Annotated in this window: 12 protein-coding genes and 2 pseudogenes; 8 read left to right on the plus strand and 6 right to left on the minus strand. The window is 66.2% G+C overall.

Translation table 11 applies throughout. The features are described 5' to 3' along the window. Positions 1–941: 941 nt before the first annotated feature. The 4 genes and pseudogenes from EET03_RS16880 to EET03_RS33060 form a co-directional block, all read right to left on the minus strand. Positions 942–1367 carry a type II toxin-antitoxin system VapC family toxin gene (locus EET03_RS16880; protein WP_244232404.1) on the minus strand — a complete coding sequence of 142 codons (426 nt, stop codon included), beginning with the start codon at positions 1365–1367 and terminating at the stop codon, positions 942–944. Further along, the gene (locus EET03_RS33055; protein WP_425271532.1) at positions 1336–1710 is read right to left on the minus strand and encodes a FitA-like ribbon-helix-helix domain-containing protein; all 375 of its coding nucleotides are present in this window, start codon (positions 1708–1710) and stop codon (positions 1336–1338) included. Before EET03_RS33055 ends, EET03_RS16880 begins: the two co-directional genes overlap by 32 nt. Beyond that, positions 1619–2256 (minus strand): annotated as a pseudogene (locus EET03_RS16890) (TIGR03085 family metal-binding protein). Before EET03_RS16890 ends, EET03_RS33055 begins: the two are co-directional and overlap by 92 nt. Before the next feature lie 45 nt (positions 2257–2301). Continuing rightward, positions 2302–3286: pseudogene (locus EET03_RS33060) on the minus strand (SCO6745 family protein). A 458-nt stretch (positions 3287–3744) separates the two neighbouring features. On the opposite strand from EET03_RS33060, the gene EET03_RS16905 reads away from it, so the two are divergent. Genes EET03_RS16905 through EET03_RS16915 form a run of 3 tightly spaced genes read left to right on the plus strand, consistent with a single transcriptional unit; the run spans position 3745 to position 6887 of the window. Beyond that, positions 3745–5415 (plus strand): nitrite/sulfite reductase, encoded by a 1671-nt coding sequence (locus EET03_RS16905; RefSeq protein WP_075543977.1) that lies wholly within the window; start codon positions 3745–3747, stop codon positions 5413–5415. Positions 5416–5445: 30 nt separating this feature from the next. Continuing rightward, the gene (locus tag EET03_RS16910) at positions 5446–6174 is read left to right on the plus strand and encodes a phosphoadenylyl-sulfate reductase (RefSeq protein ID WP_075543954.1); all 729 of its coding nucleotides are present in this window, start codon (positions 5446–5448) and stop codon (positions 6172–6174) included. Further along, the gene (locus EET03_RS16915) at positions 6171–6887 is read left to right on the plus strand and encodes a sirohydrochlorin chelatase (RefSeq protein ID WP_075543955.1); all 717 of its coding nucleotides are present in this window, start codon (positions 6171–6173) and stop codon (positions 6885–6887) included. Before EET03_RS16910 ends, EET03_RS16915 begins: the two co-directional genes overlap by 4 nt. On the opposite strand, the gene EET03_RS16920 is transcribed toward EET03_RS16915, so the two are convergent. After that, on the minus strand, positions 6884–7822 hold the full coding sequence (locus EET03_RS16920; protein WP_075543956.1) for a LysR family transcriptional regulator: 939 nt from the start codon (positions 7820–7822) through the stop codon (positions 6884–6886). The two genes, EET03_RS16915 and EET03_RS16920, sit on opposite strands and share 4 nt — an antisense overlap. Positions 7823–7922: 100 nt before the next feature. Here EET03_RS16920 and EET03_RS16925 point away from each other — a divergent pair, with 100 nt between their 5' ends. From EET03_RS16925 to EET03_RS16935, 3 genes are all read left to right on the plus strand, one after another. After that, entirely contained in the window at positions 7923–9299 is a 1377-nt protein-coding gene (locus EET03_RS16925; RefSeq protein WP_244232405.1) for an FAD-dependent oxidoreductase, read from the plus strand. Positions 9300–9301: 2 nt separating this feature from the next. Further along, positions 9302–9628: a ferredoxin gene (fdxA, locus tag EET03_RS16930; RefSeq protein ID WP_063470448.1), complete on the plus strand. Its 327-nt coding sequence runs from the start codon at positions 9302–9304 to the stop codon at positions 9626–9628. Positions 9629–9738: 110 nt separating this feature from the next. Beyond that, entirely contained in the window at positions 9739–10959 is a 1221-nt protein-coding gene (locus tag EET03_RS16935; RefSeq protein WP_075543958.1) for an alpha/beta hydrolase family protein, read from the plus strand. Positions 10960–11009: 50 nt separating this feature from the next. Here EET03_RS16935 and EET03_RS16940 read toward each other — a convergent pair whose 3' ends face one another. Next, positions 11010–11828, minus strand: coding sequence for a 1-acyl-sn-glycerol-3-phosphate acyltransferase (locus EET03_RS16940; protein ID WP_063470426.1), 819 nt, complete (start codon positions 11826–11828; stop codon positions 11010–11012). Positions 11829–11992: 164 nt separating this feature from the next. Here EET03_RS16940 and EET03_RS16945 point away from each other — a divergent pair, with 164 nt between their 5' ends. Next, positions 11993–13255, plus strand: coding sequence for an alpha/beta hydrolase (locus EET03_RS16945; protein WP_075543959.1), 1263 nt, complete (start codon positions 11993–11995; stop codon positions 13253–13255). After that, positions 13252–14256 carry a tocopherol cyclase family protein gene (locus EET03_RS16950; RefSeq protein ID WP_075543960.1) on the plus strand — a complete coding sequence of 335 codons (1005 nt, stop codon included), beginning with the start codon at positions 13252–13254 and terminating at the stop codon, positions 14254–14256. Before EET03_RS16945 ends, EET03_RS16950 begins: the two co-directional genes overlap by 4 nt. Positions 14257–14287: the final 31 nt, after the last annotated feature.

The following is a 14287-nucleotide window of genomic DNA, read 5'->3' on the forward strand; positions in this document are numbered from 1 at the left end:
CGCCTGACATTGACAACCTGATTCGGTATCGGCCTGGCGCACTCATTACTATTCCGGCGCAACCCCAAAGTGACTGGTTGCGGACGAGCAGGGAGGACGACGCGTGGCCCTTACATTGAGCCAGGCCCGTTCGGTCTATGACCGGATCGGTCGTATCCAGGACTGGCAGGCCTTCTATGAGGACACGACGAAAAACCGGCTCGTGGTCCATGCGGAGCTCGCCGAGGCCAGACAATCTTTGAATTCGGTTGTGGTACTGGTCGATCAGGGTGGCGCTGATGTATGTGCCGTTGGCTGTTGGGGCCGGCCGGCCTGGTCACAACAGTCACACGAGCCACTCGGGGTCGGGTGTTCGTTGTGCCCGCCTATTAGCGATAATTCCGTTGCGCGCCTGGGTTTGTCGCTAGCAGGCGGTCGTGCCGCTGCGCCCCGGTATAGGGAGATGGAAATCGGGCTGGTGCGGTTGGGTGCGTTTTGGGGCGTGGCGCCCAGTGTGCGCTGACGGCGCCGAGTGCGCGCTGACGGCGTCGACTGTGCCGTCAGGGCGGCCGATCATGCCGGTTCCCGCCCTACATGCACAGTCAAAGCCGTCACTGCACACTCGATAAGGCGGCAGGACAGCCGATTCGGTGAGCACGTGCGATATCCCCCGAACACCTTCCATCACAAGCGGTTTAAGCGAAGGTGCGGTATCGGCGTGCCGAAAACAGAGCCAGGCTCCAAGGCTGCGGAGGAGGACATCGTTGACCAGCCGCATCCGTGGTCACCATGAATTTCCGAGTGAGCCGGGCAAATCACGTACCCGCTCGGCGAAAAACCGATGTTACCAACGTGACTGCCGCAACGAGGACTCCGGTGAGCGCGGCAACCAGGTCAACGCCGTCCCGCCATCGTCCATTGTCGTGGCGGGTCTGGTCTCAAGCAGACCCCGCGACGGGCTGTCAGCAGTCGCCGATTTCGCCGACAACATCGATCTCGCAACGGGTGCCCGAAGCCCCGGAAAGGCGTGCATCCGCGGTGACCAGTACGACGTCGAGAGCCTCGGCAAGCGCAACGTAGGCGGCATCGTAGGTCGTCAGGACATGCCGCAGTTCCCATACCCGGTGGAGCAATGGCTGATGTGAGGACCGACGCAGCGGCAGATCCGTCAGGTCCGCCACCGCGCTCGCGGCCCTTCGAGCCGGCATCCGTTTTGCCGCGACGTGGCGGCGCCACACCGAGACCACCTCGAGGTCGATGAGTTCCGGAGCAACCAACGTCTCGTGCGCCAAACGTTCCCGCGCGAGCCGGCCGTCCGACCCGTCGTCGCCCAGCGCTACGGCCAGTACGCTCGCATCAACGACGATCACGATCAGCCCGAACGTCATCGACGGCGGCTCTGAAAGACACGCGGCCGCCGCGACGTGTGGTGATGCGGTCGAACACCTCATCCAGCGTGGGTTGATTCGCGTCGGCGATGAGCCGACTTCGGAGGTATTCCTGTAGGGATTGATGTGCCCGTGCGGCTCGCTCCCGCAGAACTCGGTGAGTGTCCTCCGGAACGTCCTTGATCTGCACACTGGGCATGGCGCTATTTTGGCGCCAGGAGCGCCAAACCGCAAGTGCCACGGTATCCGACTCACATACCGAAGTGCACGCGCTGCAACGCCGCAACGGCCTCCGGCGGTCCGCAAACTTCGACGTGTGCCGCCGATCGGCGCCCGAACACATACAACAGCAGCTCGCCCGGCGGGCCGCTGAGCCGTGCGGCAGGACCGCCCGAGCGCACCCGAACCACTTCGCCGGCGCCGGCCCACTCGACCTCCAGTCCGCAACCGCGCAGCCGCCGACTCAGATACCGCGCGCCGCGGCGGACATTCCGCCACAAGGCGGCATCCATTTCCGGAGTGAAGCTCCGGGGTTCGCGGCCATTGGCTCTACGGACGTCCTCGTGATGAACGAAGAACTCGTTGAGGTTCGCCAGCTCACGGACCCACGTGAGGCGGAAGAACCCGGCGGGCGGGCCGGACGCGCAACGAGCCACGAGAAGTCTTTGGACTCAGCCAATCCGGCCCGGCGCCGCTCGGCGAACCGCTGGAACGGACCAGGCAGCACAATGCACACGCCAGCCGCCAGATCGCGCTCGCGCAACACAATGTGGGCGGCCAAATCGTAAGCGGTCCAGCCCTGGAGCAAGGTGGGAACGGCGGGTCCCAGTTCGTCGAAAAGGTCGCAAAGTTCCAGGCGCTCCTGCATGTCCAACGACACATCGGCCATACCGCCGGAGTCTACGAGCAGTGCCCGGGGCAAGTGACCCGTCGCTCACGAACTCCAATATCGACGCTGCCGCGAGGCAGGCTGATAGTTCGGGCCCGCGGTCTCGTCCACTCGCTTCAGCAGCAGTTCGCAGGGCGGCTCGAACTGCTCGGCGAACAGAATCGCGGCGGCTTCTCCGAACATCTGCCACGGCTGGGTGGTCAGCTCGTCAGTTCTGCGTTCCACGGCTTCGCGGAGATCGAGGCCCGGCTGCAGAGCCGTGTCTCCGGCCGCCAATCCCTTGGCACGCAAACGTTCCCAACCCGCCGAGAGGTCGTCGGCCGACGTGCCGCGCGACAACCCCAGCCAGTCTTTTCGTAGCCTAGCCACGCGTTGTGCAGAATCGACGCCTCGGCATGGGTCAGACCAGCAGCCGTGAGGACCGCCCAGTGAGTGTCACCTCGCCACTCCCGCAGGCAGTTGACCGCATGCCAACCCGACAGCAGGGGGTCATCCGGACGAGGCATATCCAGGTGGGCCGCAAAGAACGCCCGCCCCATCCGGGGCAAGGCTTCCACCACGGGGCAAAGCCGGGGACCCAGCGCTTCCAGGGGCGCCACGATATCCGGGGCGTAGCTGCGAAGCCCTTCCACAATGCCTCGTCACGAGCTCGCCAGAAATCCAGGAACGACCGACCGGACTGCGCGACCGCCGGGAATAGGACACGCAGCGCCAGCGGCGAGATCGAGCCGAAAGCGGCAATCACCGCCTCGGGCCCCACGGGCGCGAGCGGCGCGGCGCGTGCCGCCAGGTATCCGGCGGCTTGGTAGCCCAGGCCGGCGGCCAGATAATCCGGCAATCCGAGTGCTTCATACCGTGCGACAGCGCCCGGATCCCAGAAGATCCAGCCCACCACGGTTTGGACGGATCGAGCGTTGCGTGCGGTGATGGCGGGCCAGTCAGGTCCGTTCGGTGAACCGACCGGGATCCAGAGCGGCAGTTCGCTCGACTCATTCGACGCCATCGACGTCCCGTCCCTTAAGGCACCCATTGCCGAACCGAATGTCCCGGGCGCGGTTCAGTGATAGCGGATATCGCCGGCAGGTCGCTGCCAATCTGCTGGGGAATACCTTACGACTGGCGCCGCCGAATCCCGATCGCAACACCTTGCCTTGCTTACGTTTCCGATGACAGGGCGCGAATCGTGCTAGCAGAAAACATGATCGAGCCGCACATCCCGGCTGCGGTCCGCAGCGCTCACAACCAAACGATGTGACCTCACAACATGAAGGTCCCTACCGGCGCCACGGCCAGCAGCGCAGCATCGATGTCATGACCCGTGGGTCCGGTGAAGTACCTTCGGATACCTCCCGCTGACCAACATCATCGTTGATGTCGCAGGCCGGCCCGATGGCCGCCCACAGTCGACTCCCGCCGGAAGGGACAACCGCCAAAGCGCTGCGCGCAACGGCGATCCGGGTCGCCAATGTTCGCGAAGGAGTATGCCACATGACCACAGCAGCCCGTCCCGCCAAGACTCGTAACGAAGGCCAGTGGGCACTGGGACAGCATGAGCCGCTCAACGACGCGGAACAGTTCAAGCAAGAGGACGCGCCGCTCAATGTCCGCGACCGAATCCTGAACGTCTATGCCAAGCAAGGTTTCGACAGCATCGAAAAGTCCGACCTGCGTGGCCGCTTCCGTTGGATGGGCCTCTACACCCAACGTGAACAGGGTTACGACGGCACCTGGACCGGTGAGGAAAACACCGACACCATCGAGGCCAAATACTTCATGATGCGGGTGCGCTCCGATGGCAAGCCGATGTCGGCCGCCACCGTGCGCGCCCTGGGCCAAATCTCGACCGACTTCGCCCGTGACACCGCCGACATCGGCGACCGGGAGAACGTCCAATTCCATTGGATCCGAATCGAAGACGTCCCCGAGATCTGGGACCGGCTGGCGTCGGTCGGTCTGACCACCACCGAGGCCTGCGGCGACTGCCCACGCGCCATCCACGGTTCACCGCTAGCCGGCGACTCGGTCGACGAAATCCTCGACCCCTCACCAGCGATCGACGAAATCCTGCGGCGCTTCATGAATAATCCCGACTACGCTAATTTGCCGCGTAAGTACAAGAGCGCGATCTCGGGCCTGCAGGACGTCTCCCACGAAACCCACGACGTCGCCTTCATCGGCGTCAACCATCCTGAGCACGGCCCCGGGATGGACCTGTGGGTCGGCGGCGGCCTGTCAACCAACCCGATGCTGGCCCAACGAGTCGGCGTGTGGGTTCCGCTCGACGAGGTTCCCGACGTCTGGGAAGCGGTCACCAAGCTGTTCCGTGACTACGGCTACCGGCGGCTGCGCGCCAAGGCCCGGTTGAAATTCCTGGTTAAGGACTGGGGTGTGGCCAAATTCCGCGAGGTCCTGGAAACCGAGTATCTGCAGCGACGGTTGATCGACGGCCCGGCCCCGGAGCCGGTCAAGCACCCGATCGACCACGTCGGGGTGCAGCGGCTCAAGAACGGGCTCAACGCCGTTGGGGTCGCCCCCATCGCCGGCCGGGTATCGGGAACCATCCTGTGCAAGGTGGCCGACCTCATGGAAAAGGTCGGTTCGGAACGCGCCCGGTTCACCCCTTACCAGAAACTGGTCATCCTCGACGTCGCCGACGACAAGGTCGACGAACTGGTGGCCGGTCTGGATGCCATCGGTCTGCCGTCGCGTCCGTCGGCGTGGCGCAAGAACATGATGGCCTGCACCGGTATCGAGTTCTGCAAGCTGTCGTTCGCCGAAACCCGAGTCAGGGCACAGTCTTTGGTGCCGGAGCTGGAAAAGCGCCTGGACGACATCAACACGAATCTGGACGTGCCGATCACCATCAACATCAACGGTTGCCCGAACTCGTGCGCCCGAATTCAGGTCGCTGACATCGGTTTCAAGGGCCAAATGGTCGACGACGGGGACGGCAAACCGGTCGAGGGGTTCCAGGTCCATCTCGGCGGCGGCCTCGGCGAAGACAGTGGATTCGGCCGGAAACTGCGCCAGCACAAGGTCACCAGCGACGAACTGGGCGACTACATCGACCGGGTGGTCTGCAACTTCGTCACGCAACGCCACGACGGCGAACGGTTTGCAACCTGGGCGCTGCGGGCCGAGGAGGACGACCTGCGATAAGTCCACCCGAAACGAGCGGAGGACGACGAGATGAGTTATACCGAGGCGCAGCTACGTGAATTGGCTGCCCGTGGCGCCGACGAGCTGGACGGTGCCAGCGCCACCGACCTGTTGCGTTGGACCGACGCCCACTTCGGCGGTGTCAACGGCCCGCGAGGCTGGGCCACCTGCAACTACGTGGTCGCCTCCAACATGCAAGAAGCCGTGTTGGTCGACCTGGCCTCCAAAGTGCGCCCGGGCGTGCCGGTGATCTTCCTCGACACCGGCTATCACTTCGCCGAAACCCTCGGCACCCGGGATGCGGTCGAATCCGTCTATGACATCCGGGTTCTCAACGTCACCCCCGAACACACGGTGGCCGAACAGGACGAGCTGCTCGGCAAGGACCTGTTCGCCCGCAACCCCACCGAGTGCTGCCGGCTGCGCAAGGTCGTCCCGCTGACCAAGGCGCTGCGAGGGTATTCGGCCTGGGTCAGCGGCATCCGCCGGGTAGAGGCGCCCACCCGCGCCAGCGCCCCGCTGATCAGCTTCGACGAGGCGTTCGGACTGGTGAAGGTCAACCCGCTGGCCACCTGGACCGACGAGGACGTGGAGACCTACATCCAGCAGAACAACGTGCTGGTCAACCCGCTCGTCGACGAGGGCTACCCGTCGATCGGCTGCGCCCCGTGCACAACCAAACCGGCCGCCGGCGCCGACCCGCGCAGTGGGCGCTGGCAGGGGCTGGCCAAGACCGAATGCGGGTTGCACGCCTCATGAGCACATTGATCCTCATCGCGCACGGCAGCAAAGATCCGCGATCGGCGGCCAACGCCCGAGCCGTCGCAGCCGAGCTCACCGGCATCCGGCCAGGACTCGACGTGCGGCCGGCCTTCCTGGAACTGGCCGAGCCCAGCTTCCTCGACGTGCTCACCGATTTACCCAACGGCCGCCCGGCCGTCGTCACTCCCCTGCTGCTGGCCAGCGCCTACCACGCGCGCCGCGATATCCCCACCCAGATAGCGCGTGCCGGCGCGCACGGCGTCCGCCAGGCCGAGGTGCTCGGTGAAGACGATCGCCTGGTATCGGTATTGCGCGAACGCCTGGCAGAACTGGACGTTTCGCCGCTCGACCGGGACCTGGGTGTGGTAGTGGTCGCGATCGGCTCATCGAACGCCGCAGCGAATGCACGCACCGCCCGGGTGGCCGCCGCGCTGGCCGCCGGTACCCGCTGGGCCGGGGCCACCATCGCCTTTGCCACCCGGCCGCAACCGTCGGTGGCCGACGCGGTCGCGCGGTTGCGGTGCCGCGGCGCCCGCCGCCTCGTCATCGCACCGTGGTTCCTGGCGCCGGGTCTCATCACCGACAAGGTGTGGAACTACGCGCGCGACAACGGTATTCCGATGGCCCAACCGCTGGGCACGCACCGGCTGGTGGCCGAGACGCTGCTCGACCGCTACGACCAGGCGCTGGCCCACCATGCCGCCGCCTAGCCCCGTTCGGAGCGGATATGGCTGAGCAGCTCCCGGATGGCCCCAGCAGGCGGGGTGCGCCCGCCAACCCAGATGGCCCGAAACTGGCGCCGCAGGTCCAATTCGGGCACCGGAACGGCGCTCAGTCGGCCGACCGCGAGGTCGTCGGCAACCGCCAGCCGGCTCATGGCCGCCGGCCCGGCGCCGGCCAGCACCGCGGCCCGCATGGCCGCGGCGGACGACAATTCGAGCACCGGCGGCGCCTGCCGCACCTCGTCGCCCAGCACCTGACGCAGCGCCACCGTCAGCGAATCGCGGATGCCCGAACGGGGTTCGCGAGTAACCAACGGTGTTTGCGCAAGTTCACCGGCGCTCACCGGGTGTGCTCGCCGAGTCCACTTGTGACCCGGCGGCACAACGATCACCAGCTCGTCATGGCCCACCACACAGCTGCCCAACCCTTTTGGCGGCCCGGGGTTTTCGACGAATCCGAGATCGGCGGCGCCACCGCGAACCGCGGCGATCGCGTGCTCGCTGTTGGTAGCCGTCAAGATCACCTGGGGGGCGCTGTCGCCGCGCCGCCTGGCCGCGTCCTGTAACGACAGCAGCCAGTGCGGCATTAGCTGTTCGGCGATCGTCTGGCTGGCCACCACTTTAATCCGCTCCCGTCCCTCCTTGCGCAGGGCACCCAGACCGGCATCGACCTCGCTCGCGACGTCGAGTAAGCGCGCAGCCCACTCGGCGACAACCACTCCTGCCGGGGTGAGTTGTGAGCCGCGGGTGGTTCGGGCGGCCAGCGTCACGCCGACCTGGGCTTCCATCGCCGCGAGCCGCTTTGACACGGCTTGTTGGGTCAAGCCGAGTTCGCGGGCGGCACCGCCGAGGCTGCCGGTCTGCGCGATCGCCAGAAAGGTCTCGAGCGAGGCGAGTTCGGGCATACGGGAACTGAGCGGCATGGTTGATGAAACCACGAAAACGGCGGCACAACCATTGTTTGTGACAACACAACATCGACACCTCTACCCCGGACCGGCGGGGACGACAACCATGAGATCCATGACCCGTCCATATCACGTAGCGATTGTGGGTTCCGGTCCCTCGGGATTCTTCGCCGCGGCGTCGCTGCTGAAAGCCGCCGACGCCGGCGAGCAGCTCGAGGTCGCGGTCGACATGCTGGAAATGCTGCCCACGCCATGGGGTTTGGTGCGCTCCGGCGTGGCACCCGATCACCCCAAGATCAAGTCGGTCAGCCAGCAGTTCGAGAAGACCGCAGAAGACCCCCGATTCCGGTTTTTCGGCAACGTCACGGTCGGCCAGCATGTCCAGGCCGCAGAACTCGCCGAGCGCTACGACGCGGTGATCTACGCCGTCGGCGCCCAATCCGACCGGCCCCTGGGCATTCCCGGCGAACAGCTACCGGGCAGCGTCGCCGCGGTCGATTTTGTCGGCTGGTACAACGCACACCCACACTTCGAGCAGATGTCCCCCGATCTATCGGGCCGCCGCGCCGTCGTAGTGGGCAACGGCAACGTCGCGGTCGACGTCGCCCGCATCCTGGTGACCGATCCCGACGTACTTGCGGTCACCGACATCGCCGACCACGCATTGACGGCGTTGCGCGCCTGCCATATCGAGGAAGTGGTGATCATCGGACGGCGCGGCCCTCTGCAGAGCGCGTTCACCACCCTGGAATTGCGCGAGCTCGGCGAACTCGAGGGCGTCGACGTTGTCGTCGATCCCACCCAGCTGGAGGGCATCAGCGACGACGACCTGGCGTCTGCCGGCAAAGCAGCCAAACAGAACATCAAGGTGCTTCGCGACTACGCCGCCCGCGCACCCCGCTCCGGAAACCGCCGGATCGTGTTGCGGTTCTTGACGTCTCCCATCGAAATCAAAGGGAACGACAAGGCGCAAAGCATCGTCCTCGGCAGCAACGAGCTGGTCAGTGACGCCAGCGGGCGAATGATGGCCAAGGACACCGGCGCCCGCGAAGAACTGCCGACGCAGTTGGTGGTGCGATCTGTGGGCTATCGCGGTGTCCCGACGCCCGGGCTGCCTTTCGACGGCAACAGCGCCACCATCCCCCACACCGACGGCCGGATAACGGGCAGCCGCAACGAATACGTCGTCGGCTGGATCAAGCGCGGACCGAGCGGAGTGATCGGTACCAACAAGAAGGACGCCCAGGACACCGTCGACACCCTGCTCGCGGACCTGGCCGCCCAGTCCGGCAGCGGCACCCCCGGCGAGGACCGTGCCGACCAGCTCGCCCGGTGGCTGGCGCCCAGGCAACCCCAGCTGGTCAGCGCTGCGCACTGGCAGGCGATCGACCGCGTCGAGCGGGAAGCCGGTGCCGCCCAACAACGGCCGCGGGTCAAGGTGGCGAGCGTGCCGGAATTGCTTCGCATCGCGGGCTATCAGGAAGGAGAATGATTGTGGCATACGTGATTGCCGAACCCTGCGTCGATATCAAGGACAAGGCCTGCATCGAGGAATGCCCCGTCGATTGCATCTACGAGGGCGCCCGGATGCTTTACATCCACCCCGACGAGTGTGTCGACTGCGGCGCTTGCGAACCGGTGTGTCCGGTTGAGTCGATCTACTACGAAGACGATCTACCCGGCGAGTGGAGCGAGTACCAGCAGATCAACGCCGACTTCTTTGGCGAACTCGGTTCGCCCGGGGGCGCGTCGAAAATCGGGATGACCGAGAACGACCCCCCTGTGGTCGTGGAGCTGCCTCGCAAGGCCGAGGCGACCTAGAGCCGACCTAGCGCGCGAGCGCATCCGAAATACCCGTTGGGCTTAAGCTGATCGAAGGCTGATCGAAGGCTGATCGAAAGCCAGACCGCGTCGAACAGGGTGACAACGAGATGCCGGACATCGACCAGACAGACCGGCGCCACGGCAGCGCCAATCCGCTGCTGCAGGTGCTGGGTCCATTCACCCGCACCGGCGGCTTCTACGCCCGGTCCTGGGGCGCCTATCTGGACCGTCAGCCCGACGAGTTGCCGGTGGCTCGGCCCACCATCGCGCTTGCCGCGCAAGCGTTTCGCGACGAAATCCTGCTGACCGGCTTCGGCATGCTGAGGTCGGCGCCCAGCGCCTCCTCACTGGAGCGGATAGATCGCGAAGTGCTTGCCGCACTTGACGTTTACCAGACCAACGGCTGGCTGACCGATCCCGAGGGATTCTTCGCGGCACCCCCGCCGCTGACCGAGGTGGCGGTCAAGCGGGTGGACAGCATGGGGCGCAGCTACCAGCGTCTCTCCTTCGACAGCGGCTACGAGCCCCACCCGGGCGAACCGGGCCGCGAGCGATGGCTGAGCTACACCGGTAACCATCGCGAGTACGCGCTGATGTTGCGGCACCGCCGGCCGCGGCCGTGGCTGGTGTGTGTGCACGGTGCGGAGATGGGGCGGGCCGGGCTCGACCTGATGCTGTTTCACGCCTGGTATCTGTACCGCAACCTCGACCTCAACGTCGTGCTTCCGGTCCTGCCCCTGCACGGGCCGCGGGCACGCGGGCGGCCTTACGGCGCCGCGTTTCCCAGCGAGAATGTGCTCGACGCGGCCCACGGTGCCGCTCAGGCGGTGTGGGACATCCGGCGCCTGCTGTCCTGGATCCGCGCCCAGCAGCCCGACGCGATGATCGGGCTCAACGGCATATCCCTGGGCGGTCTCATCAGTTCGTTGGTCGCCAGCCTCGACGACGGGCTCGGGTGCGCGATCCTGGGTGTCCCGGCCGTGGATCTGGTGGAGCTGGTCGGCCGCCACGCCGCCCTCAGCGGCCACCGCCGCCTCCGTCAGACGATGAGGTCGGCCCGGCCTATCGGCCGGATGATCTCGCCGCTGGCCCTGACTCCCCGTGTTCCCATACAGGGCCGCTTCATCTATGCCGGCGTTGCCGACCGGTTGGTGCACCCCCGGGATCAGGTCAGCCGCCTCTGGGAGCACTGGGGCAAGCCGGAGATCCATTGGTACCAAGGCGGTCACACCGGTTTCTTCCGCTCCCGGCCGGTACAGCGGTTCATCGACGACGCGCTGGCGCAGTCCGGGATGGTGGACCCGGCGAGGTTACGGCCAAGACGGTGAGACCGCCGGGCGTCGCGGTGGCGTCATGGCCCGCGCGGTGATCGCCGGTGTCAGCCGAGGATCGGGAAGCGCCGCTGGGCAGCCAGCTTGTCGAGGCCGTTCTGCATCACCCGGCGCACGTGCGCGTCGACGTCCTTGACGTCAGGAGCGTCGCCGAATTCCTCGGCGACGCGCACGGGCGGCAGCACCTCGACGACGATCTTGGTGGGCAGCGGCATGTTGACCGGCGCGACGATGCTGAGCCCGAACGGGAAGCCGACGGTCACCGGCAGGATGTTGGTCCGGAACAGCTTGCGCTCCAATTTGGTGAGCCCAAGAGCGCGTGCCAGCCGTCTGCCGCGGGTCAGGAAGAACTGGCCTTCCTGGCCGCCGATGGAGACCGCGGGCACAATCGGCACCTTGGCTTCCACGGCGGTGGTCACATAGCCGGTTCGGCCACCGAAGTCGATGACGTTCTCCCGCAGGGTCGGCCGGTAGACGTCGAAGTCACCGCCCGGGAATACCAGCACGACCGCACCGGCGGCCAACGCCTTGGCGGCGTTGTCGCGCGTTGCGCGGATCACTCCGGTGCGCTTGAAGAACTCACCGGCCGGCCCGGCGAACAGTGTGTCGAAGCCCAGCGCGTACAGCGGGCGATCGTAGCCGTACTTGTCGTAATACCCCACGGCGAACACCGACAGGTCCACCGAAACCAGGCCGCCGGAATGGTTCGAGACCACCAGGCATGCGCCGGACGGGATATTGTCCAGACCACGCACCTCGGAACGGAAATACCGCTTGACGATCGGCCGGGTCAGCGTGATGACGTGCTCGGTCAGGCCGCGGTCCCATTTTTCGATGTCGATCGGGTCGCTGTGGGTATCGCCCATGTCTTGCCCTTACAGGTGCTCGGCTGGAGCCGATGGTACGCTGCGGCGCTATTGACGCGTGACACCAAGTGCCGCACCGATTCTCGACCACGTCACGCAGCGGCGACGAAGCTCCGGCACCCTGATCGGTCAGCCGGGAAGGCGTGCTAAGTAAGGTGGCCCACATGGGCAGAGCTCAGTTCATCCACATCCTCCGGCAGATCGGCGCTCTGGCAGTGACGGCGGTGACCGCCGCCGCCACGCTCAACGCATATAAACCCCTGGCGCGCAACGGTTTCCCGTCGCTGTGGTCATGGATTTTCGGTCTGGTCGTCACCGAGTTTCCGTTGCCGACACTGGCCAGCCAGGTAGGCGGACTGGCGTTGACCGCCCGGCGCCTGACCCGGCCGGTGCGGGCGCTCTCCTGGCTGGTTGCTGCCATCTCGGCATTCGGCCTGCTCAACTTCAGTCGCTCCGGCCATCGAGCCGATATCCCGCTTGCCGCCGCGTTGGACAGCGGCTTGGGGACCGGTCGTCGCACCGACTCGGACGGCCTGTGGCGCCGCGCGTCCGGCGGTGGCACCGCCAAGACTCCCGGACCGCTGCGCATGCTGCGGATCTACCGCGACTATGCCCACGACGGCGACATCAGCTACGGCGAATACGGCCGGGCCAATCATCTCGATATCTGGCGACGTCCGGATCTCGATCGCTACGGCAAGGCGCCGGTGCTGTTTCAGATCCCCGGCGGCGCCTGGACGACCGGAAACAAACGCGGACAGGCCCACCCCTTGATGAGCCACCTCGCCGAGTTGGGCTGGGTCTGCGTTGCGATCAACTACCGCCACAGCCCGCGCAACACGTGGCCGGATCACATCGTCGACGTCAAGCGTGCCCTCGCCTGGGTCAAGGCACACATCGGCGAGTACGACGGCGACCCCGACTTCATCGCCATCACCGGTGGCTCGGCCGGCGGTCACCTGTCGTCGCTGGCAGCGCTGACGCCTAACGATCCGCAATTTCAACCGGGATTCGAAGACGCCGATACCCGCGTCCAGGCGGCGGTGCCGTTCTACGGTGTCTACGACTTCACCCGCTTCGACGACGCGATGCATCCGATGATGCCGGCGCTGCTCGTGAAATCCGTTCTCAAACAACGCCCCGCGACCAACCTGGAGCCGTTTGTCACCGCGTCACCGGTCAACCATGTTTCCGCTGAGGCTCCGCCGTTCTTCGTGCTGCACGGCCGCAACGACTCGCTGGTGCCCGTCGAGCAGGCACGGGCGTTCGTCACCGCGCTTCGCGACGTCAGCATCCAACCCGTGGTGTACGCCGAACTGCCACTTACCCAGCACGCTTTCGACATCTTCGGGTCGGCCCGGGCGGCGCACGCGGCGATCGCCGTCGAGCAGTTTCTGGCCGAGATCTACGCGACCCGGCACCGATGACCGCCGCATACCTGCGCTGGGCCGCCGAGGGTATCGCCAAGCGACTGGTCGATGCCTATCGCAGCACCGGCGCCGACCTGCCCTTCGGCGATCCGCTGCCCTCTCATGGCTGTGAAATGGAGGGCTGGTTCTGGCGCCTCACCGACAGCGCCTCGGATCGCGTCGTGGTCGGGCTGTGCAGCGTCAACCGCCACCCGGACGGGGACTGGGCCACCGTGGCGGTCGCGCTGCATCCCGGCGGCATGGTGCGGTCGGCCGCGCTGGACGAAGCCGAAGCGGAATCCTCGCCGTTCACGGTCCACGCCGGTACCGACCCGGCCGGCAGTTTCGCAGCCGCCACTGACGGGCTACGGATCGACCTCGACGACATCCATCTGAATCTGCGATTCACTGATCTGTTCCAATGGCCCAAGGTTTTCGGGGGCGGCGGGGTCTTCTCCTCGATCCCGTTTCTGAACCAATACTGGCATCCCTACCGCCTGGACGGAAAGGCAAGCGGCACAGTCGAATTCAGTGACGGCACCTGGACGTTCGACGATGCCCGGCTCTATGCCGAACGGAACTGGGGCGCGGGCTTTCCCGAGCGCTGGTGGTGGGGCCAGGCACACGATTTCGACGGCGCAGACGTCTCCGTCGCGTTTTCGGGCGGACTTCTTCAGCTCGGCCCCATCCGCCAAGACGTCACCGGAGTGGTGGTGCGCCTCGGTGACGAGGTGATCCGGCTGACGCCGCCGGCGCTGGTGCGATCACAGGTCGGCGACGGCCACTGGCGTATCCGGGCGTTCACGCCGCTCTACCAGATTTGGCTGGACGGTGACGCCGCCGGCCGCGATCCGCACGTCTTGCCGGTGCCACTGCCCGCGCAGCGGCGCAACGTCGACACCGACTTCGAGTTCCTTGCCGGCCGGCTTCATTGCGTCGTGCGCAAGTTCGGCCGGGTGGTGTTCGACGGCACCTCCGAGCTGACGGGTCTGGAAATCGGCAGCCGGCCGACCGGGTAGCGGCGCCGGTCGTACCGGACACCGCGACCCG

The sequence above is a fragment of the Mycobacterium innocens genome (genome assembly GCF_900566055.1).
GTDB lineage: Bacteria > Actinomycetota > Actinomycetes > Mycobacteriales > Mycobacteriaceae > Mycobacterium > Mycobacterium innocens.

Coding starts and splice junctions, on each gene's coding strand:
- EET03_RS16945 (WP_075543959.1), top strand. CDS start 11,993: ATGGGCAGAGCTCAGTTCATCCACATCCTCCGGCAGATCGGCGCTCTG.
- EET03_RS16905 (WP_075543977.1), top strand. CDS start 3,745: ATGACCACAGCAGCCCGTCCCGCCAAGACTCGTAACGAAGGCCAGTGG.
- EET03_RS33055 (WP_425271532.1), bottom strand. CDS start 1,710: ATGTGTTCGGGCGCCGATCGGCGGCACACGTCGAAGTTTGCGGACCGC.
- EET03_RS16935 (WP_075543958.1), top strand. CDS start 9,739: ATGCCGGACATCGACCAGACAGACCGGCGCCACGGCAGCGCCAATCCG.
- EET03_RS16940 (WP_063470426.1), bottom strand. CDS start 11,828: ATGGGCGATACCCACAGCGACCCGATCGACATCGAAAAATGGGACCGC.
- EET03_RS16950 (WP_075543960.1), top strand. CDS start 13,252: ATGACCGCCGCATACCTGCGCTGGGCCGCCGAGGGTATCGCCAAGCGA.
- EET03_RS16915 (WP_075543955.1), top strand. CDS start 6,171: ATGAGCACATTGATCCTCATCGCGCACGGCAGCAAAGATCCGCGATCG.
- EET03_RS16920 (WP_075543956.1), bottom strand. CDS start 7,822: ATGCCGCTCAGTTCCCGTATGCCCGAACTCGCCTCGCTCGAGACCTTT.
- EET03_RS16880 (WP_244232404.1), bottom strand. CDS start 1,367: ATGACGTTCGGGCTGATCGTGATCGTCGTTGATGCGAGCGTACTGGCC.
- EET03_RS16925 (WP_244232405.1), top strand. CDS start 7,923: ATGACCCGTCCATATCACGTAGCGATTGTGGGTTCCGGTCCCTCGGGA.
- EET03_RS16910 (WP_075543954.1), top strand. CDS start 5,446: ATGAGTTATACCGAGGCGCAGCTACGTGAATTGGCTGCCCGTGGCGCC.